Source organism: Streptomyces sp. NPDC048565 (assembly GCF_040650935.1).
Classification (GTDB): Bacteria; Actinomycetota; Actinomycetes; order Streptomycetales; family Streptomycetaceae; genus Streptomyces.
In genome coordinates this window covers 20,761-39,006 of the sequence record NZ_JBEZIH010000009.1, presented here as the reverse complement: position 1 = coordinate 39,006, position 18,246 = coordinate 20,761, and the positions used below count along the sequence as shown (strand labels likewise).

18 protein-coding genes and 1 riboswitch are annotated in these 18,246 nt (G+C 70.3%); of the genes, 14 read left to right on the top strand and 4 right to left on the bottom strand.

Annotated features, from left to right (window positions below):
• The first annotated feature begins 578 nt into the window (after positions 1 to 578).
• The 12 genes from AB0C75_RS13400 to AB0C75_RS13345 all read left to right on the top strand — a co-directional run bounded on the left by AB0C75_RS13400 (position 579) and on the right by AB0C75_RS13345 (position 10,870).
• Entirely contained in the window at positions 579 to 1,445 is an 867-nt protein-coding gene (locus tag AB0C75_RS13400) for a helix-turn-helix transcriptional regulator (RefSeq protein ID WP_362890165.1), read from the top strand.
• On the top strand, positions 1,442 to 1,699 hold the full coding sequence (locus tag AB0C75_RS13395; protein WP_362890163.1) for a DUF397 domain-containing protein: 258 nt from the start codon (positions 1,442 to 1,444) through the stop codon (positions 1,697 to 1,699). The genes AB0C75_RS13400 and AB0C75_RS13395 overlap by 4 nt, the downstream gene beginning before the upstream one ends.
• A gap of 317 nt (positions 1,700 to 2,016) precedes the next feature.
• A riboswitch (FMN riboswitch) is annotated at positions 2,017 to 2,147 on the top strand.
• A gap of 159 nt (positions 2,148 to 2,306) precedes the next feature.
• The gene (ribD, locus tag AB0C75_RS13390) at positions 2,307 to 3,407 is read left to right on the top strand and encodes a bifunctional diaminohydroxyphosphoribosylaminopyrimidine deaminase/5-amino-6-(5-phosphoribosylamino)uracil reductase RibD (RefSeq protein WP_362890161.1); all 1,101 of its coding nucleotides are present in this window, start codon (positions 2,307 to 2,309) and stop codon (positions 3,405 to 3,407) included.
• On the top strand, positions 3,408 to 4,028 hold the full coding sequence (locus AB0C75_RS13385; protein WP_362890159.1) for a riboflavin synthase: 621 nt from the start codon (positions 3,408 to 3,410) through the stop codon (positions 4,026 to 4,028). It begins immediately after the preceding gene.
• Positions 4,025 to 4,669, top strand: coding sequence for a nicotinamide mononucleotide transporter family protein (locus tag AB0C75_RS13380; protein WP_362890157.1), 645 nt, complete (start codon positions 4,025 to 4,027; stop codon positions 4,667 to 4,669). Before AB0C75_RS13385 ends, AB0C75_RS13380 begins: the two co-directional genes overlap by 4 nt.
• On the top strand, positions 4,666 to 5,955 hold the full coding sequence (locus AB0C75_RS13375) for a bifunctional 3,4-dihydroxy-2-butanone-4-phosphate synthase/GTP cyclohydrolase II (protein WP_362890155.1): 1,290 nt from the start codon (positions 4,666 to 4,668) through the stop codon (positions 5,953 to 5,955). Before AB0C75_RS13380 ends, AB0C75_RS13375 begins: the two co-directional genes overlap by 4 nt.
• Positions 5,956 to 5,998: 43 nt before the next feature.
• Positions 5,999 to 6,484 (top strand): 6,7-dimethyl-8-ribityllumazine synthase, encoded by a 486-nt coding sequence (gene ribH, locus AB0C75_RS13370; protein WP_362890153.1) that lies wholly within the window; start codon positions 5,999 to 6,001, stop codon positions 6,482 to 6,484.
• Between the two features lie 35 nt (positions 6,485 to 6,519).
• A complete protein-coding gene (locus AB0C75_RS13365) occupies positions 6,520 to 6,792 on the top strand; it encodes a phosphoribosyl-ATP diphosphatase (protein ID WP_277335015.1) in 273 nt (90 codons plus the stop codon).
• Positions 6,793 to 6,855: 63 nt separating this feature from the next.
• Entirely contained in the window at positions 6,856 to 7,704 is an 849-nt protein-coding gene (gene hisG, locus AB0C75_RS13360) for an ATP phosphoribosyltransferase (RefSeq protein ID WP_362890151.1), read from the top strand.
• Between the two features lie 38 nt (positions 7,705 to 7,742).
• Positions 7,743 to 8,222 carry a PH domain-containing protein gene (locus tag AB0C75_RS13355; protein ID WP_362890149.1) on the top strand — a complete coding sequence of 160 codons (480 nt, stop codon included), beginning with the start codon at positions 7,743 to 7,745 and terminating at the stop codon, positions 8,220 to 8,222.
• Positions 8,223 to 8,411: 189 nt separating this feature from the next.
• Positions 8,412 to 9,788 (top strand): hemolysin family protein, encoded by a 1,377-nt coding sequence (locus tag AB0C75_RS13350; protein WP_362890148.1) that lies wholly within the window; start codon positions 8,412 to 8,414, stop codon positions 9,786 to 9,788.
• Entirely contained in the window at positions 9,785 to 10,870 is a 1,086-nt protein-coding gene (locus AB0C75_RS13345; protein WP_362890146.1) for a hemolysin family protein, read from the top strand. Before AB0C75_RS13350 ends, AB0C75_RS13345 begins: the two co-directional genes overlap by 4 nt.
• A 47-nt stretch (positions 10,871 to 10,917) precedes the next feature.
• Here the strand turns inward: AB0C75_RS13345 and AB0C75_RS13340 are convergent, their stop codons facing one another.
• Both AB0C75_RS13340 and AB0C75_RS13335 read right to left on the bottom strand, forming a co-directional pair.
• Entirely contained in the window at positions 10,918 to 12,822 is a 1,905-nt protein-coding gene (locus AB0C75_RS13340; RefSeq protein ID WP_362890144.1) for an AAA family ATPase, read from the bottom strand.
• A 368-nt stretch (positions 12,823 to 13,190) separates the two neighbouring features.
• Positions 13,191 to 13,805 (bottom strand): hypothetical protein, encoded by a 615-nt coding sequence (locus AB0C75_RS13335; RefSeq protein ID WP_362890142.1) that lies wholly within the window; start codon positions 13,803 to 13,805, stop codon positions 13,191 to 13,193.
• A gap of 212 nt (positions 13,806 to 14,017) precedes the next feature.
• On the opposite strand from AB0C75_RS13335, the gene AB0C75_RS13330 reads away from it, so the two are divergent.
• Positions 14,018 to 15,379 carry a peptidase C39 family protein gene (locus tag AB0C75_RS13330; RefSeq protein WP_362890140.1) on the top strand — a complete coding sequence of 454 codons (1,362 nt, stop codon included), beginning with the start codon at positions 14,018 to 14,020 and terminating at the stop codon, positions 15,377 to 15,379.
• 115 nt (positions 15,380 to 15,494) lie between these two features.
• Here the strand turns inward: AB0C75_RS13330 and AB0C75_RS13325 are convergent, their stop codons facing one another.
• The gene (locus tag AB0C75_RS13325; protein ID WP_362890138.1) at positions 15,495 to 16,448 is read right to left on the bottom strand and encodes an alpha/beta hydrolase; all 954 of its coding nucleotides are present in this window, start codon (positions 16,446 to 16,448) and stop codon (positions 15,495 to 15,497) included.
• 306 nt (positions 16,449 to 16,754) lie between these two features.
• Between AB0C75_RS13325 and AB0C75_RS13320 the strand changes: the two genes are divergently transcribed.
• The gene (locus tag AB0C75_RS13320) at positions 16,755 to 17,339 is read left to right on the top strand and encodes a TerD family protein (protein ID WP_362890137.1); all 585 of its coding nucleotides are present in this window, start codon (positions 16,755 to 16,757) and stop codon (positions 17,337 to 17,339) included.
• 90 nt (positions 17,340 to 17,429) lie between these two features.
• Here AB0C75_RS13320 and AB0C75_RS13315 read toward each other — a convergent pair whose 3' ends face one another.
• Positions 17,430 to 18,206, bottom strand: coding sequence for a methyltransferase domain-containing protein (locus AB0C75_RS13315; RefSeq protein WP_362890136.1), 777 nt, complete (start codon positions 18,204 to 18,206; stop codon positions 17,430 to 17,432).
• Between the last annotated feature and the right edge of the window lie 40 nt (positions 18,207 to 18,246).

The window sequence follows — 18,246 nt, the reverse complement described above, 5'->3', positions numbered from 1 at the left end:
ACGTTCAGCAGGTGGTGCGGCGGGCGCCTCCGGCGATGTGCCGCTCTCGCTCCGACATCAGGGCGAAGTCATCGGCCCGGGACGCACGTTGACCTTTCGCGGTTCGCTTGCCGTAGCCGGGGCGGAACTTCGCGTACGGGCGCGAGTACGCGGGTGCGCGAAGGGCAGGGCTAAGGCGCTCGGTAGCCACGAGATCGCTCTTTTCGATCTTGACGTGAGACCCCGGCCTGGTGTTTCCGCACCGCGTCGGGGTCGATTCGTTGGGCGCACCGTAAGCAGGCGTGACGGTGGGCCGCACCGGGTGAACAACATCGCTCGGATCTTGAAGCTCGCATCCCGGCCCTTGAATCTCGGGTGCCGAGCGTCGGGCCACTCCTTCGATGGAACGCTGCCGGAATGGTGTGCGTGCGAGAGGGCGGGTCATTACGGTGCCCGAGTGGGACGGGCCGGGGCGGGCGCTGCCTTCCGGCTTCCGGGGTCGGCGCCGTTGGTGTGGCGGGATCTCGAAGGGTCGTCCCTCACAGGCTGGTTGTACGCGATGGGCCGAGGCGTGTACGTACGTGGGGCAGGCGGTGGCGATGACGCAGGACGAGGCGGCCATGGGTGCGGGGGCGGTGACCCCGGCGGGAACGCTGCCGGAGGGTAAGTCGGAGAACGGGGTGGCGGTCGCGTTCGGACGGCAGTTGAAGCTGCTTCGGACGCGGGCGGGGCTGGACCGGGTGGAGTTCGGTAAGCGGGTGGGGTACGCGGCGCAGTCGGTGGCCTCGTTCGAGCAGGGGCGGCGCATCCCGCAGCCGGAGTTCGTCGACAAGGCGGACCGGGAGCTGGAGGCGGGTGGGCTGTTGGTGGCGCTCAAGGAGGAGCTGGCGCGGTCTCAGTACCCGGCGTTCTTCCGGGACATGGCCGGATTGGAAGCCGGGGCCATAGCGCTGTCTGTGTACGGCGTCTACGCGATCCCCGGTCTGTTGCAGACGACCGAGTACGCGCGCGCTGTCTTCCAGATGCGGCGCCCCTTGCTCGACGACGACGCGATTGAGAGGGGGCTCTCAGGTCGGTTGGCGAGGCAAGCGATCTATGACCGGCACCCAGCTCCGCTGTTGAGCTTCATCATCGATGAGGAGGTGCTCAGGAGGCCTATTGGCGGACAGGCGGTGCTGTTTGGTCAGCTGGAACAGCTACTGCTCATCGGCCAGAAGCGTAACGTTGAGGTCCAGGTGATGCCGACCGACAGGGAGGATCACGGGGCACTGGGCGGGCCGTTCACACTCATTGACACGGTGCAAGGGCAGCGCATCGCCTACACCGAAGCGCAAGGTGACAGCAGTCTGTACACAGGCCAGGCGAAGGTCCGCCAGCTCGAAGCCCGCTATGGCATCATCCGATCGCAGGCGCTCACTCCGTGTGAGTCTTCGGAGTTCGTTCAGAAACTTCTGGGAGAGAAATGACCGTTCGACGCACTGAACCGACTGCGCCAGAGTTGGAGTGGTTCAAGAGCAGTTACAGCACCGGCGACGGCGGCGAGTGCGTCGAGGTCGCCTGGGGCAAGAGCAGCTACAGCGGGGCTGAAGGCGGCGACTGCGTCGAGTTCGCCGCCGCAGCGACCCACGTGCACATCCGGGACTCGAAGCAGACCACCGGTCCCATGCTGACCGTCCGCCCCGATGCCTGGGCCGGGCTCGTAGGGTTCGTCGCGGGCTGAAAACGTACGCGGCAGGGCCCCGCCGCAACACCCAGTCGGGCGCGCGGTAGGGCCCTCCCGTCCGCCTGCCTGGGGCTGAAGTACCGGCGTCCCCTGCCGCCCGTCGTCTCGACGTGGTTGGCCATGTTGTCGGCGATGGTTCGCTGAACGGGGGTTACGGACGTCTTCCTCGGTGAATTCCGGGCCGAACTTGTCCTTAAGTCCCTCCCACAGCCGCAGCCCCCTCGCGCCGCCGCCGCACGCCCTGTGAGCCGTACCACAGAAGTCACCCGCATGGACCGTTGCGCAACGTGGCAGAATGAGTCCTGTACCAGCAGCAGCGCACTCCGGGGTCGGTGTAATTCCGAACCGGCGGTTATAGTCCGCGACCCGTCCGCATCCAGCGGCCGGTTGACCAGGTGAGATTCCTGGACCGACGGTGAAAGTCCGGATGGGAGGCAGTGCGCGGCGGGTTGTCACAGGTACGCCGCCGTCGGCGGACGGGTCTCCGGGATATTCCCGGATCACCTCGTCCGTACGTGGTTTCCGGCGTTTTCTGTTGCGGCTCGCTTCATCTGTCGTCATCGACAGGCCCCGGAGTCCGTGCCCGAAGAGGCAGGAGGACCCGGTGGCCACCGCAGCCGAAGCAGCCGCCATGCGGCGGGCGATCACGCTCGCAGCCCGCGGAACCGGCGCCACCAGCCCGAATCCGGTCGTCGGCTGCGTCATCCTCGACGCAGCCGGGGAACAGGCCGGCGAAGGCTTCCACCAGCGCGCCGGAGGGCCGCACGCCGAGATCCACGCCCTGCGTGAGGCCGGCGAGCGTGCCCGGGGCGGCACCGCCCTGGTCACCCTCGAACCCTGTAACCACACCGGACGCACCGGGCCCTGCGCGCAGGCACTCGTCGAAGCCGGCGTGAGCCGCGTCGTGTACGCGGTGAGCGACCCGAATCCGCAGGCCACCGGCGGTGCGGACACCCTGCGTGGCGCGGGCGTCCAGGTGGAGCAGGGTCTCCTCGCCGACGAGGCGGCGGCCGGCAACGCCGCCTGGCTGACCTCGGTCCGCCTGGGCCGCCCGTACGTCCTGTGGAAGTACGCGGCGACCCTGGACGGCCGGATCGCCGCCGCCGACGCCACCAGCCGCTGGATCACCTCACCCGAGGCCCGCGCCGACGTCCACCGGCTGCGTGCCGAGGCCGACGCCGTGGTGGTCGGATCCGGCACCGCCCGCGCCGACGACCCGCAGCTGGGTGTACGCGGCATCGAGGGCGCCACCCAGCCGCTCCGGGTGGTCGTCGACACCGGCGCCACCGCCGTCCGACCCGGAGCCCGGGTACTCGACGGGTCCGCGCCCACCCTGATCGCGGTCGCCGACGACGCCGAGGCCGGCCATCTCCCCGAGGACGCCGTGCTGCGCCTGCCGCGTGCCGCCACCGGGCCCGGCCTGGACATCGGCGCGCTGCTCGCCGCCCTTCACGCCCGCGGCGTCCGTTCCGTACTCCTCGAAGGCGGGCCGGTCCTGGCCGGCTCCTTCGTCGCCGCCGGCACGGTCGACACCGTCGTCGGCTATCTGGCTCCGGTCCTGCTCGGCGCGGGCCCGGCAGCCCTCGCCGACGCCGGAATCTCCACCATCTCCCAGGCGTTGCGCCTCGATGTGACCGAGACCGTCCGTATCGGCCCCGATCTGCGCATCACCGCCGTCCCCGTTCCTGCTCGGAAGGGAAACTGAGTGTTCACCGGAATTGTCGAAGAACTGGGTGAGGTCACCGCCGTCGAGAAGCTCGACGACGCCTCCCGCTTCCGACTGCGCGGCCCCGTCGTGACCGAGGGCGCCAAACACGGCGACTCCATCGCCGTCAACGGCGTCTGCCTCACCGTCGTGGACCTCGGGGACGACGAGTTCACCGCCGACGTCATGGCCGAGACCCTGGACCGCTCCAGCCTCGGCGTGCTCGCGCCGGGCTCCCGCGTCAACCTGGAGCGCCCCATGGCGCTCGGCGGTCGGCTCGGCGGACACCTCGTCCAGGGGCACGTGGACGGCACGGGTCACATCGTCGAGCGCCGGATCTCGGAGAACTGGGAGATCGTGAAGGTCTCCCTCCCCGACGGGCTGGCCCGCTACGTGGTGGAGAAGGGCTCGATCACGGTCGACGGCGTGAGCCTGACCGTCGTCGACGCGGGCACCGACCACTTCACGATCAGCCTCATCCCCACCACCCTGGCGCTGACCACGCTCGGCATCAAGGAGCCCGGCGACCCGGTCAACCTGGAGGTGGACGTCCTCGCGAAGTACGTCGAACGGCTGCTCGGCCACGGCGCCGCGCCGGAATCCGGGGAGCCGGTCTCATGAGCCCCCTGGACTGGCTGAACTCGGAGGCGTTCACCGTCCTCGGGCAGCACATCATCTGGTCGGACATGCTCGGCAACACCATCGGCCTGATAGCCCTGGCGCTCGGCTGGCTCCGCTCCATCTGGACCTGGCCCGCCCAGCTCCTGTCCGGCGCCGTCCTGGTCGCCGCCAATGTCTCCGTGCAGCAGGCGGGCAGCGTCGGCAAGCAGCTGATCGTCATCGCCGTCGCCGTCTGGGGGTGGCAGCAGTGGACCCGGGGCAGGCAGCAGGCGCAGGACGGATCCATCGCCGTGCGCTTCGCGAGCTGGCGTGAGCGCGGGTACCTGCTGGGTGGCGCCGTCGTCGGCACCCTCGCCGTCGGCGGCCTCTTCACCGCCTTCCCCTCGCTCTCCTGGAGCCCGTGGGCGGACGCGTACATCTTCGCCGGGACGCTCGTCGCGATGCTGGCCCAGGCGCGCGGCATGGTCGAGTTCTGGTTCGCCTGGCTGCTCGTCGACCTCGTCGGCGTACCGCTCAACTTCCACAGCGGACTCGCCTTCTCCGGTCTCATCTACGTCGTCTACGGCGCCCTCGTCCTGTGGGGCATGCGCGACTGGTGGCTGCGTACGCGGACACCCGCTCTGGAAGGAGCCACAGCATGACTTCTGCCCAGCCCACCTGGTTGCACGACCGCCCGATCGAGGACCTGTCGCTCGACCCCGTCGAGCAGGCGATCCGTGACATCGCCGCCGGACGGCCCGTCGTGGTCGTCGACGACGAGGACCGGGAGAACGAGGGCGACCTCGTCATCGCCGCCGAGAAGGCGACCCCCGAGATCATCGCGTTCATGATGAGCGAGTGCCGCGGTCTGATCTGCGCGCCCATGGAGAACGACGAGCTGGACCGCCTCGGACTCCCGCAGATGGTCACGCACAACACCGAGTCGATGAAGACGGCCTTCACCGTCTCCGTGGACGCCTCCGGGGAGCACGGGGTGACCACCGGGATCTCCGCGGCCGACCGCGCCACCACGCTGAGAATGCTGGCGGGCGGCACGGCGGGACCCGGTGACTTCGTACGTCCCGGTCATGTCTTCCCGCTCCGCGCCCGTACCGGCGGTGTTCTCGTCCGCAACGGCCACACCGAGGCGGCCGTAGACCTGGCCAGGCTCGCCGGGCTGCGCCCCGCCGGCGCGATCGTCGAGATCGCCGGCGAGGACGGGGTGATGCTGCGGCTCCCCGAGCTCGTCCCGTTCGCCCGTAAGCACGGCCTCACGATCATCTCCATCGAGGACCTGATCGCCTACCGCCGCAGCTCCGAGCCCACCGTGCGCCGCGAGGCCGAGGTCAGGCTGCCCACCGCATTCGGCCCGTTCACCGCCTACGGCTACCGCTCCGTCGTCGACGGCGTCGAGCACGTCGCGCTCGTCCACGGCGACATCGGTGACGGCCAGGACGTCCTGGTCCGGGTCCACTCCGAATGCCTGACGGGCGACATCTTCCAGTCCCAGCGCTGCGACTGCGGCCCCCAGCTGCACACCTCCATGGAACGCGTCGCCGCCGAGGGCCGCGGGGTCGTCGTCTATCTGCGCGGGCACGAGGGCCGGGGCATCGGACTGCTGTCCAAGCTGCGCGCCTACGAGCTCCAGGAGCGCGGCTCCGACACCCTGGACGCCAATCTCGAACTCGGGCTGCCCGCCGACGCCCGGGACTACGCGGCGGGTGCCCAGATCCTGAGCGATCTGGGCGTGCACAGCCTGCGTCTGATGACCAACAACCCGGACAAGACCGCCGCGCTCGTACGGCACGGTCTCAGGATCACCGGGCGTGAGCCCATGCCCGTCCAGGCCGGCGAGCACAACCTGCGGTATCTGCGCACCAAGCGGGACCGGATGGGCCACGACCTGCCCTGGCTCGACGCCCCGGCGTCCGCCTGCGGCAACCAGTAAGCACCGACGAGACAGAAGAACCCACAGAGCACACAGGAGAGACATGAGTGGCAAGGGCGCACCCGAACTGTCCGTACGCAACTGCGGCGACCTGCGGGTGGCGGTGATCGCGGCCCAGTGGCACGAGCAGGTCATGGACGGCCTCGTCGACGGGGCCCTGCGCGCCCTGCGCGACCTGGGCATCGACGAGCCGACCCTGCTCAGGGTCCCCGGCAGCTTCGAGCTCCCGGTGGTGGCCAAGGTGCTGGCCGGCCGCGGCTACGACGCGATCGTCGCTCTCGGGGTGATCATCCGCGGCGGCACCCCTCACTTCGAGTACGTCTCCCAGGGCGTGACCAACGGCCTGACCCAGGTCACCGTGGACACCGGCGTACCCGTCGGGTTCGGCGTGCTCACCTGTGACGACGAGGCGCAGGCCCTGGACCGGGCCGGACTCGAAGGCTCCAACGAGGACAAGGGGCACGAAGCGGTCACCGCGGCCGTGGCCACGGCCGCCACTCTGCGCACCGTCAGCGAACCCTGGCGCTGAGCAGGGCTCCGGGACCCCGTATTCTAAGGACCATCATGGCCAACAAAACCTTCGAAGAACTCTTCGCCGAGCTCCAGCTCAAGGCCGCCGACGGCGACCCCTCCACCTCCCGCACCGCCGAGCTGGTGGGCAAGGGCGTGCATGCCATCGGCAAGAAGGTCGTCGAGGAGGCCGCCGAGGTCTGGATGGCCGCCGAGCACGAGGGCAAGGAAGCCGCAGCCGAGGAGATCTCGCAGCTGCTCTACCACGTCCAGGTGATGATGGTCGCCCGAGGGATCTCCCTCGACGACGTCTACGCCCACCTCTGAGTCCCCCCGCACGCAGTTCGAACACCCTTCCGAATATTCCTCCGCACAAAGGAACCCGACCTCATGCTGCGCATCGCCGTCCCCAACAAGGGTTCTCTCTCCGGACCTGCGATGGCGATGCTCCATGAGGCCGGCTACCAGCAGCGCAAGGAGTCGAAGGAACTCGTCCTGGTCGACCCGACGAACGAGGTCGAGTTCTTCTACCTGCGGCCGCGTGACATCGCGATCTACGTCAGCTCCGGCCGCCTGGACATCGGCATCACCGGCCGCGACCTGCTGCTGGACTCCGGCGCCGAGGCGGAGGAGATCCTCCAGCTCGGCTTCGCCCGCTCGACCTTCCGCTACGCCACCAAGCCGGGCACGGCCACAGGCCCCAAGGACTTCGGCGGCATGACGATCGCCACGTCCTACGAGGGCATCGTCGAGGCGCACCTCGCCGACATCGGCGTCGAGGCCTCCGTCGTGCACCTCGACGGCGCGGTCGAGACGGCCGTGGAACTCGGTGTCGCCCAGATCATCGCCGATGTCGTCGAGACCGGCACCAGCCTGCGCAACGCGGGACTCGAGGTCATCGGCGAGCCGATCATGACGTCAGAGGCCGTCGTGATCCGCCGCCGGGGAGCCGACCCGCAGGACACCAAGGTCCAGCAGTTCCTGCGCCGCCTCCAGGGAGTCCTGGTCGCCCGCACCTACGTGATGATGGACTACGACTGCCGCGTCGAGCACCTGGAGCGCGCCGTCGCCCTCACCCCCGGGCTTGAGTCCCCGACCATCTCCCCGCTGCACCACGAGGGCTGGGTCGCCGTCCGCTCCATGGTCGCGGCCAAGGAAGCCCAGCGGATCATGGACGACCTGTACGAGCTGGGTGCCCGCGCCATCCTGACGACGGCCATCCACGCCTGCCGTCTCTGACAGCCGGCCCCCAGCACACCGAAGGACGACAGCGTCACATGTCCGCCCCAGCGCCCCGGCCACCCGAACTCCCGTCCCTCCCGGCCACCTTCAGGCCCACCCTCACCCGGGTGGTCCTGCTGACCGTGGGGGCGGCTATGTTCGTCGTCATCACCGTGGTCGCGCTCACACTGGAGAACCTCGGCGCGGGGGAGCGCACCAGCTTCGTCTTCGTCGCCCTGCTCTTCCTCGGCGTGCTCGCCCTGCTCAGCCGGCCCCGCATCACCGCCGACGAGACGGGAATCACGGTCGTCAACATCACCCGTACCCGCCGACTGGCGTGGGAGGAGATCCTCCACGTCAATCTGCGGTCCGGTGACCCGTGGGTCTTCCTCGATCTCAGCGACGGCACCAGCATGCCCGCCCTCGGCATCCAGCCCGGAATGGCCAGGGCAAGGGCCATCCGTGACGCCCGCACACTGCGTGCTCTCGCCGAATTCCACGGCAGCGGAGTGAAGGACGCCACGGAGAACAGCTGAGCCCCCCGCCCCGTTCGCCCCGATCCCGATTATTCTGGGGAGCGGTGGCGCACCGGGTGCGCCCCGCCCCGCACCAGAAGGCCCTTCGAGGCCGCGGGGCACTTTCCTGCGACCCAAGGAGTGACTCCCTCCAGCAATGGACGGATCTTCCGGTAGTACCTGCGCCGCCCTCTCTCCGGAGGCGGCGGCATGACCACCCCCCTGTTGCTGCTCACCGCGGCATTCCTTCTCATCCTCGCCAACGGATTCTTCGTGGCGGCCGAATTCGGCCTCGTCACGGTGGAACGGCCGGACGCCGAACGCGCCGCCGCCGAAGGCGACCGCCGGGCGCGTACCGTCGTCGCCGCCCTGCGGGAACTCTCCTTCCAGCTCTCCGGCACCCAGCTCGGCATCACCATCACCTCACTGGTCGTGGGCATGCTCGCCGAACCCGCGCTCGCCCAGCTGCTGACCGGACCGCTCACCGCACTCGGGCTGCCCGGAGGCGTCGCCCCCGGTGTCAGCGTGGTGGCCGGCATGCTGCTCGCCGCCGCCGTCCAGATGGTGATCGGCGAGCTCGTCCCGAAGAACTGGGCGGTCTCCAGGCCGCTCCAGGTCGCCCGGTTCGTCGCCGGGCCCCAGCACCGCTTCTCCACCCTCCTGCGGCCGGTGATCACCGCCCTGAACACCGTCGCCAACCGGCTGGTCAGGCTGCTGGGGGTGGAGCCGACCGACGAACTCGCCTCGGCGAGGACCCCCGGCGAGCTCGTCTCGCTGGCCAAGCACTCCGCCGAGGCCGGCACCCTGGAGCAGGACACCGCCGATCTCTTCGTGCGGACCCTGTCCCTCGCCGGTCTCACCGCGCAGCACGTCATGACCCCGCGGGTGAAGGTCAGCGCGCTCCAGACGTCGGCGACCGCGGCGGACGTCCTCAACCTCACCCGGGCCACCGGCCTGTCCCGCTTCCCCGTCTACCGGGAGCGTATCGACGAGGTCGTCGGCATGGTCCACCTCAAGGACGCCCTGGCCGTTCCCTCCCAGGACCGGCTGCGGACCTCGGTGAGCCGGGTCGCCGTGGCACCGCTCCTGGTGCCGGAGACCCTGCCGGTCGAACAGCTGCTCCAGCGGCTGCGCAGCGAGCAGCCGATCGCCGTCGTTGTCGACGAGTACGGCGGCACCGCCGGTGTCGTCACCCTCGAGGACATCATCGAGGAGCTCGTCGGCGAGGTCAGGGACGAGCACGACGCGGAGGGCGCCGACCGTCCCGAGCTGACGTCCGTCGTCGCCGAGGACGGCCGGGCCGGCTGGGACGTGGAGGGCAGCACCAGGGTCCTGACCCTGCGCCGGATAGGCCTGGACGTACCCGAAGGGCCCTACGAGACCGTGGCGGGCCTTGTCGCCGATCTGCTGGGACGCATCCCCGCACCCGGTGACCGGGCCGAACTGCCCGGCTGGCGGATCTCCGTCCGCCAGGTCGGCCACTACCGCGCCGAACAGGTCCGCTTCGTCCGGCTGACGGACATACCGGCAGCCCCGGCGGACCGGCCGGAGCACCTCACCCAGGACCTGCTGGAGGCCGTGCGATGAGCCTCGTACAGCTGCTCTTCGCCGGGCTCCTCGTGCTGGCGAACGGCTTCTTCGTCGGCGCCGAATTCGCACTCGTCTCCGTACGCCGCAGTCAGGTCGAACCCCTCGCGGCAGCCGGGTCGAGCCGGGCCAGACAGGTCCTGTACGGCCTGGAGAACCTGCCGCAGATGATGGCCGCCGCACAGTTCGGCATCACCATCTGCTCCCTCACGCTCGGCGCCGTCGCCGAGCCGACCGTCGCCCGCCTCCTGGAGCCCGTCTTCCACGCCGCGCAGCTGCCCGACGGGTTCGTCCACCCGCTCGGCTTCGCGGTGGCCCTGGTCTCGGTGGTCTTCCTCCACCTCGTCATCGGCGAGATGGTCCCGAAGAACCTGGCGATGGCCGCACCCGAGAAGACGGCGATGTGGCTCAGCCCCGGCCTGGTCGGCTTCGCCCGGCTGTGCAGGCCCGTCACCTCGGCGCTCGGGGCCTGCGCCAAGCTCGTCCTGCGGCTCTTCAAGGTCGAGCCGAAGGACGAGGTCGAGGCCGTCTTCACCAGTGAGCAGCTCAACCGTCTTGTGGAGGACGCCGGTATGGCCGGTCTGCTGGAACCCGAGGCGCAGGAACGCCTCGGGGACGCCCTCGAACTGGGCAGCAGGCCCGTCACCGATGTGCTGCTCGACCGCGCGTCCCTGGTGACGGTGGCCCCCTCGGTCACCCCGCGCAGCATCGAGGAGCTGACCGTGCGGACCGGCTACTCGCGCTTCCCCGTCTGCGCGGAGGGCGGCGGCCCGTTCATGGGCTATCTGCACGTCAAGGACGTCCTGGAGCTGGAGGACGGCGAGCGGGCCGTTCCGCAGCAGATCTGGCGCCCGATGGCCACCGTACGGGCGGAACTCCCCCTGGACGACGCCCTGACGGTCATGCGGCGCGCGGCCACACATCTCGCCCAGGTCGCCGACGCGTCGGGCAAGGTGCTCGGCCTGGTCGCCATGGAGGACGTCCTGGAGACGCTCGTCGGTGAGGTACGCGACCCGGCCCACCGGGTCTCGGTGCCCCGCCGCACCGTGGAGGTGCCGAAGGCCATGGCCCCGCTGGTCTGATCCCCACCGCTGCCGGACGGTCCCGAAGGGGCCGTCCGGCAGCCGTTTCACAGGGCTCCTGGCTCCGGCTTCCCCCGGTCCACCGGACCCCGCCCCGACAGCACCTCGCCGTACGCCTGCATCAGGTCCGGCAGGCGCAGCGTGGCCAGGTCGTCGCGGGTCGGCGCGGCGGCGTAGCCGGACAGCCGCAGATCACGGTAGGCACAGCTCTTCTCGTACAGGGTGCGCAGGAAACGGCCGTTGCCCAGTTCGTCGATCCAGCCCTGGTCGACCACGTGCCCGCTGACGCTGCGCAGCTCGTCGAGGGACTCCTCGTCCCACACGTCGCCGTTCTCGGCGGCCAGCACCTCGCCGATCGCGGTGAGTTCGAGGGGGCGGTAGCTCGGGAAGTCGACCCGCGTGGTGAAGCGGGAGGAGAGCCCCGGGTTGGTGGAGAGCAGCCGGTCCATGCCCTCCGGATAGCCGGCGAGTATGACCACCAGATGGTCCCTGTTGTCCTCGGCCCGCTTGAGGAGTACCTGCAGAGCCTCGTCCCCGTACGCGTCGCCCTTGCTGTAACCGGAGTTGGACAGGCTGTACGCCTCGTCCACGAACAGCACCCCGCCGAGCGCCGAATCGATCAACTCGTTGGCCTTCACCGCGGTCTGGCCGAGGAACTCGCCCACCAGATCGGAGCGTTGGGCCTCCACCAGGTGGTCGCCGCCGAGGAGCCCGAGGGCGTAGAACACCCGGCCCAGGATGCGGGCGACCGTGGTCTTCCCGGTCCCGGAAGGACCCGAGAAGACGAAATGGCGCTTCGGCGGCTGCACGGGCAGGCCCTGTTCCGCGCGCAGACGCGCCATGTTCAGCTGCGCGGACAACGCCTTGACCTGGCGCTTCACGGGTTCGAGCCCGACCATGCGCTCAAGCTCGGCCAGGGCATCGGCGAGCATCACCGGGTCGCTCGGCCCCGCCGGGAACGCGGCGGCCCGCTGCGCTCCCGGCTTCTCGCGTGCCCCGCCACCGGGTCCGGCGGGCGGCACCGCGGAGCCGGGCAGGACCTGCGGATCGCCGCCGAGCCAGGGCTCACGGCCCTCGGCCAGGTCCGTGCCGAGCACGATGTCGCCGTCCGTCTGTGCCCCCGTGCCCATGCCGTCCGAACCGAAGCCCGCCAGTGACACCGCGGCGAGATCGGCGGCCTCGTCGTAGCCGTCGCCCTCGGAGATCGCCGCGAGCCTGGCCGAGGTGTCCATGAAGGCCGGGTCCACGCGGTGCACCGCCCGGTACAGGGGCAGGGCCGCCGCGCTGCGGCCTGTGCCCTCGTGGGCCCGTGCCAGCCAGTAGCGCAGCTCCTTGCGCTGCGGCTGTTCGCTGCGACAGCGCATCAGAGCGGCGGACAGGAGGGGCTCCGCCTGCCCGTACATCTCCAGGCGCACCCGTGCCATGCCGCCGAAGAGTCCGGCCTCGATCCCGAGCAGCGGATCATCGATGAGCTGCTCCGTCGTGCGCACGAGCTGCTCCCAGTCCTTGACCAGATAGGAGCGGCAGGCGTGCAGGAATCGCACCTGCGGGTCGGTGTCCACCGGCGGCAGACCCGCCAACGCCCGGTCCAGCTCCGGCACATGACGGCCGTCCAGCCAGTGCGAGGCGTGCGCGAGGAGCAGATCGCGGGGGCTCTCCAGCACCGGCTGTACCCACCACCCCAGCCAGTACCACGAGTTGAGCGTGCGGCGGTGGCGGGTGCGCTGCTCGCCGAAGCGGTCGCGATGGCGGTGCATGCGCAACAGTGCCGTGGTCGTGTCGATCCGCAGCGCGTGCAGCCCCAGCCAGCCGTCGGCCATGCCGGGGTCGAAACGCACCGCCGTTCTGAACTCCTCCTCGGCCTGTGGGTACGCCCCCATGGTGTAGGCGTCCACCCCACGCAGCCAGGCAAGGTCGGCCGGGGCCTGCGCGCCCGGCGTGCCGATGTCCATCAGGTCCCCCACAAACCGTGCCCCAGAATGTCCCGCCCGCACAGCATGCCCAGCTCGGCGCAGCTAATCACCGTGCCGGGGACGGGAATTGACCACACCCGAGACGCATCGTACCTGCGCGGGGAGGGAGTGGTCAGGTGCGTATCCGACGCTGCGGGCCGCGGTGACCGAGGGTGAGCCGAGGACCGGTGCGGCGGGGGGTGAGAGGGCAGAACGAAGCCCCCGATCACGGGGGAACAACCGGGGGCTTCGCGTCTGTGTGGGCTCCGAAAAGCCGCACATTGAGAACGTAAGACCTGTACGGGCCGTCGGTCAAGCCGAGTTGGGGTGGTTCCGGGGCTTTTCCCTACCGGCCGGTATGTCGCTCCTCAGATTTCACTGTCCGTGACGATGTGACTCGCCCCCGCTGTCGGGTGAGGCCCTTTCAGCCACACGTATCCCGTGGGCATCCGGCGTATCACCGCGTCCGCGAAGGGATATGAGGGGTCGTCGGCGAAATGCCGCCGCTCCGCGACGGTCCAGCCGTCCCAGAAATCCGAGAGCCCGGGACCGTCACGCCGCCGGCCCTGCTCCCAGGACGCCTCGCGGTCCCCTTCCATCCACAGCAGCCCGGCGAGGAACGGGCGCACCGCCGACCGGCCCGCCCCCACCCCCTCGATCAGCGTCACGGGAGCGGGGCCCAACGTCCTCGGCGGCCCGAAGCGCCGGGCCGTCCAGTCGTAGGCGGCGTAGCGCGCGGGCTCTCCCCGGGCGAGCGGATCCAGGACCTGCGCCCGGAGTCTGTCCGTCCAGGCGAAGAGCTCCCCATGTGTGGCCAGGTCGTCCAGGTGCAGTACGGGGGCGTCCCCGAGCGCCGAGGCCAGACGGCCGGCGAAGGTGCTCTTGCCCGAGCCGGCGTGCCCGTCGACCGCGATCAGCCGCACGGGCCCGCAGGAGGGGGGCAGGGAGCGCAGCCGGCGCGCGTGATCCGCCAGGTCGTTCATCCCTCCACCTTACGGAACCCCACCTCACGGAACCCCACCTCACGGAACCGCGGCTTCCCCGGGGCCCGCGCAGGTCACGCCACTGGGCCAGACCAATATTGCTGCCGCGGCACGGGGCGAATCACTGGCAGGCCCGGCCCCGACCGGCGATAGTTGGCGCACCGATCGGCACCCGCAGCCCCAATCCGCTCACACGACCGGGGGTCTCGCCCATGACCAGACCGACTTCACGCAGGACCGTGCTCACCGCCGCACTCGCGGCAGCGGCCGGAGCAGGCACCGTCGCCTCCGCCGGCCCGTCGAGCGCCGCTGTCTCCCCTACTCCCTCCTCACCGGCGGCGGCCTCGCTCGTGGACAACCGTTTCTGGACGACGTACACCGACTGGCGCTGCGGCTCGTCCGCCGGAACCCGTGCCACCGCCGGAGACCGGCCGGGCCTGGTGATCTCCACCCCCGCCGGGAGCACCGACTACACCGACCCGCACACCGGCACGACGGGCACCTGGGAGTACGGGACGTGGACCTCCCCTGTCCACCGCTCGGCCGTTCCCGCCACCGAGGTGATCGCCTCCTGGAACGCCCACACCCCGCAGGGCACCTGGATCCAGGTCGAGCTGCGCGGCGGCTACGCGGACGGGACGGACACCCCCTGGTACGTGATGGGGCGCTGGGCCGCCGGTGACACGGACATCCGCCGCACCTCCGTGGACGACCAGACCGACGGCAGGAGCTCGGTCTGGACCGACACCCTCGCCCTGGACGACGCGGCGAGCGGGCCCCGGCTGGTGTCCTACCGCCTGAGGCTCACCCTCCACCGCACTCCCGGCACCACCCTCACACCCACGGTGTACCGGGTCGGCGCCATGTCATCGGACGTCCCGGACCGCTTCACCGTCCCCGCCACCACACCCGGCGCGGCCCGTGAGCTGGAGGTGCCGCGCTACTCGCAGAACCTCCATGTGGGGGAGTACCCGGAGTACGACAACGGGGGCGAGGCCTGGTGCAGCCCCACCTCCTCGCAGATGATCATCGAATACTGGGGCCGCACGCCGACACCCGAGGACCTGGCCTGGGTCAAGCCCGGCATCGAGGACCCGCAGATCTGCCACGCGGCCCGCTACACCTTCGACAACCAGTACGAGGGATGCGGCAACTGGCCCTTCAACGCCGCCTACGCCGCGACGTACAGGGACATGAACGCCGTGGTCACCCGGCTCGGTTCGCTGACCGACGTGGAGAAGCTGGTCACCGTGGGCATCCCGGTCATCACATCCCAGTCGTTCCTCGCCGAGGAGCTGACCGGGGCGGGGTACGGAACATCGGGCCATCTGATGACCGTCATCGGCTTCACGGCCGACGGTGACGTGATCGCCAACGACCCGGCGTCACCGTCCAACGAGGCGGTGCGCCGGGTCTACCGGCGGCGCGAGTGGGAGAACATCTGGCTCCGCACCAAGCGTTACGACGCACAGGGGCAGGTCAAGAGCGGTACGGGAGGGGTGTGCTACGTCTACTGGCCGGCTGACCCAGCATCAAGTCAGCACCGGGTCCTGCGGTCGCTCGGGCTGACCTGATCATGTGCGGTCTCGCTGCCGCGGCCTTCCAGCGCACAGGGATGACCCGAGGTGCTCGCGGGCACGGGCGGGCTCCCGCCGCGAACTCCTCGGGCTCCTACGGGAAGGCCCATCCTCAGCTCCGCGCGGACGCCATCTTCTCGATCTCCTGGAGTACCAGGGCGGGCCGGTCCTTCGGGACGTCGTGCGAGCTCCCCTTCGCGGTGACCAGGGTCCGGTTCGGCGCCTGCTGCGCGAACGACGCGGCGGCATCCCGCCAGAGTCGGGCGTCCTCGGGCATTCCGTCGAACGGAGTCTTCTCCGACACGATGACGGTCGCCGGGACGCTGTCGGGCCAGGAGACCCCGTGGTAGGCCTTGTGCATCGGCACGTAGTTCTCGGCCGTGGCGATCAGCTGCCTGTTCTGCGGCGTGGAGGGGTCCTTCTTCGCGGCGTCGACCGCGGGCTGGTTCGCGGCGGCGATACGGGCGGTCTCCTCGTCCGTGTACAGCGGGGGCAGGCTGGCGTCGACGAGGACCGCGCCGGACATGAGCTCCGGGTATTCCTTCGTGAAGTACGTCGCGACCTCACCGGCCTGCGAATGGGACACCAGGACCACATCCTTGGTCACACCCAGCTTCTCCAGCCCCGCTCGCAGGTCGCCGACAGCACTCTCCACGTCCCACGGACCGGGGACCACATCGCTCTCGCCGAGGCCTGCCCGGTCATACGTGATGATCGTGGCGCCGGTGGCCGCGTGCAGCTCGCGGACCATGTCCGTCCAGTAGGAGGAGTCCTCGCCGCCGCCGGCGTCCAGGACGATGGTGGGGCCGTGCCCGTCGACGACATGGAACGCGAGGCGGTGACCGTCGTTGTCGATCATGTGCAACGTTGACCCGGCCGACCGGCCTGCCCCCGGAATGGACGCGGCGGAAGCCGAAGCGGAAGCCGAGGCCGCCGGTGGGGCCGGGTCCGGGTGCGTGGATCCCTCGTCGCCGCAGGCCGTGACGACACCGGTGGTGACTGCCAGCAGGGCGATGGCCGACAAAGTGCGGTGTGTGCGCGGACCGGAGAAGCGGAGGCGTGCCATGGGTGACCCCTGAGAACTGAGGAAGCGGCGGATTCGGACAAGCACCATCCTTCGCCGGGTCCGGCCCCGGGGGCATCCGGCTACCGTGCGGATCGATGGTGTGACTGAACCCCTGCGTGGGGTGGTGGCACACCCCGTCACGGTGCCGGGTACAGGTCCCGCGGGGTGCGGACAGGAGCGGGCCAAGCGGGATAAGGGTGACGGCATCGGGGAAGTGTGAAGATGTGAGGACCCGGCGCATTGCGCTGCCGCGGCGCCAGGCACACTCAGCCTGTCGTAGTTCCTTCACCAGAGGATGATCCACGCATGATTACGCTCACCAAAGAAGACGGGCCGGCGGACCTGGACGGAGTCACTCATCTGTCCATAGGCGTGTCCTGGGACCCCACGGCCGGGAGCAGCGGAGGGGTCATGGGCAAGATCCGCCGCAAGTCCGGCACCGACCTCGATCTGATCGCCATCGCGGTGCAGGGCGCGGACCCGGTGCGTCTGGCCGGTCTGGACTCGCTCGACCCGCTGGGCAACGGCTCGCTGGTCCACAGCGGCGACAACCAGACGGGGCGGGGCGAGGGCGACGACGAGACCGTCACGGTCGAGTTCGCGCGTGTGCCCACCAACATCACGTCGATCGTGTTCGTCGCGGCCGCCTTCAAGAAGGGCAGCTCCTTCCAGAAGGCCCGCAACATCAGCTTCAAGGTCTACGACGCGACCGGCGGCAGCACACAGCAGGTGGCCGACATCTGGCCCAGCCTGCTGACCCAGGACAACGGCTGCGCCGTCGCCAAGGCCGTGCGGGCGGGCGGTTCCTGGAAGCTCGAAGTGATCAATGTGACGGGGAAGATCAAGCAGGGCGACGAGCACGCCCTGATGCGCTTCGCGATGAGCAAGTAGGTCCGCGCCGAGGGAACTCCGGGTCCTGGGCGAGGAGTCCGAACACCACCTCGTCCAGGTACGCGCCCCGTATCCGGGGCCGCGGCTCTGTCAGGGGACCGCGCGCACGACGACCAGTGATCCTTCGTACGTCCGCTGCGTCCGCAGGTGCCCGAACCGCCGGTCCCAGGCGCCGGACGCGAGGTCGTCGCGCAGAGTACGGTCGAAGCGCTCCCGGACCTCGTCGTCGACGAAGCTCCACGCCGAGCAGGCCTGGCGGGCGCCGGGCTCCAGGAGCATCTCGGGGCGGCCGTAGTACGCCTCGTTGAAGCCGTCGGTGCAGTCCAGCGGGACCGGAACGGTCCGGATGGTGCCGGTGCCGCCGAGGGCGGCGGCCAGATCCTCGGCCGGCGGGTAGCGACGGGCCTCCGTGTCGAGGACCTCGGGCGCGTACGCGTACAGCCAGAAGTCACGGACGCGCTCCGGCGCGCAGGTCAGGACCACGACCGGGCCGCGGGTGACGCGCCGCATCTCGCGCAGACCGGCCGCGGCGTCGCTCCACTGGTGGACGCTGAAGAGGGTCATCGCCCCGTCGAACTCCCCGTCGGGGAAGGGGAGTTCCTCCGCGACGGCATCGACGGCCCGGGCGAGCGGGGCGGCACGCTGGGCCCGCATCGACTCGGACGGTTCCACCGCTGTGACCGTGGGGGCGGCGCTCTCGTAGGAGCCGGTCCCGGCGCCGACGTTGAGGACGTGGCGCGCGCCGCCGAGTGCCTCTGCGATGGCCTGGGCGATGCGGGGGTCGGGCCGCCGGTAGGAGGAGTAGCCGGCGCCGATGGAGCCGTAGTCGGCGTCCCCCGCGCTGCCGTCCTGGGTGCGTGTGTTCATCGTTCTCGGCCTCGCGGTGTGAGCAGGGAGGTGGGCAGGG

Coding starts and splice junctions, on each gene's coding strand:
- AB0C75_RS13330 (WP_362890140.1), top strand. CDS start 14,018: ATGACCAGACCGACTTCACGCAGGACCGTGCTCACCGCCGCACTCGCG.
- hisG (WP_362890151.1), top strand. CDS start 6,856: ATGCTGCGCATCGCCGTCCCCAACAAGGGTTCTCTCTCCGGACCTGCG.
- AB0C75_RS13335 (WP_362890142.1), bottom strand. CDS start 13,805: ATGAACGACCTGGCGGATCACGCGCGCCGGCTGCGCTCCCTGCCCCCC.
- ribH (WP_362890153.1), top strand. CDS start 5,999: ATGAGTGGCAAGGGCGCACCCGAACTGTCCGTACGCAACTGCGGCGAC.
- AB0C75_RS13340 (WP_362890144.1), bottom strand. CDS start 12,822: ATGGACATCGGCACGCCGGGCGCGCAGGCCCCGGCCGACCTTGCCTGG.
- AB0C75_RS13375 (WP_362890155.1), top strand. CDS start 4,666: ATGACTTCTGCCCAGCCCACCTGGTTGCACGACCGCCCGATCGAGGAC.
- AB0C75_RS13350 (WP_362890148.1), top strand. CDS start 8,412: ATGACCACCCCCCTGTTGCTGCTCACCGCGGCATTCCTTCTCATCCTC.
- AB0C75_RS13345 (WP_362890146.1), top strand. CDS start 9,785: ATGAGCCTCGTACAGCTGCTCTTCGCCGGGCTCCTCGTGCTGGCGAAC.
- AB0C75_RS13315 (WP_362890136.1), bottom strand. CDS start 18,206: ATGAACACACGCACCCAGGACGGCAGCGCGGGGGACGCCGACTACGGC.
- AB0C75_RS13355 (WP_362890149.1), top strand. CDS start 7,743: ATGTCCGCCCCAGCGCCCCGGCCACCCGAACTCCCGTCCCTCCCGGCC.
- AB0C75_RS13395 (WP_362890163.1), top strand. CDS start 1,442: ATGACCGTTCGACGCACTGAACCGACTGCGCCAGAGTTGGAGTGGTTC.
- AB0C75_RS13320 (WP_362890137.1), top strand. CDS start 16,755: ATGATTACGCTCACCAAAGAAGACGGGCCGGCGGACCTGGACGGAGTC.
- AB0C75_RS13400 (WP_362890165.1), top strand. CDS start 579: ATGACGCAGGACGAGGCGGCCATGGGTGCGGGGGCGGTGACCCCGGCG.
- AB0C75_RS13325 (WP_362890138.1), bottom strand. CDS start 16,448: ATGGCACGCCTCCGCTTCTCCGGTCCGCGCACACACCGCACTTTGTCG.
- AB0C75_RS13380 (WP_362890157.1), top strand. CDS start 4,025: ATGAGCCCCCTGGACTGGCTGAACTCGGAGGCGTTCACCGTCCTCGGG.
- AB0C75_RS13365 (WP_277335015.1), top strand. CDS start 6,520: ATGGCCAACAAAACCTTCGAAGAACTCTTCGCCGAGCTCCAGCTCAAG.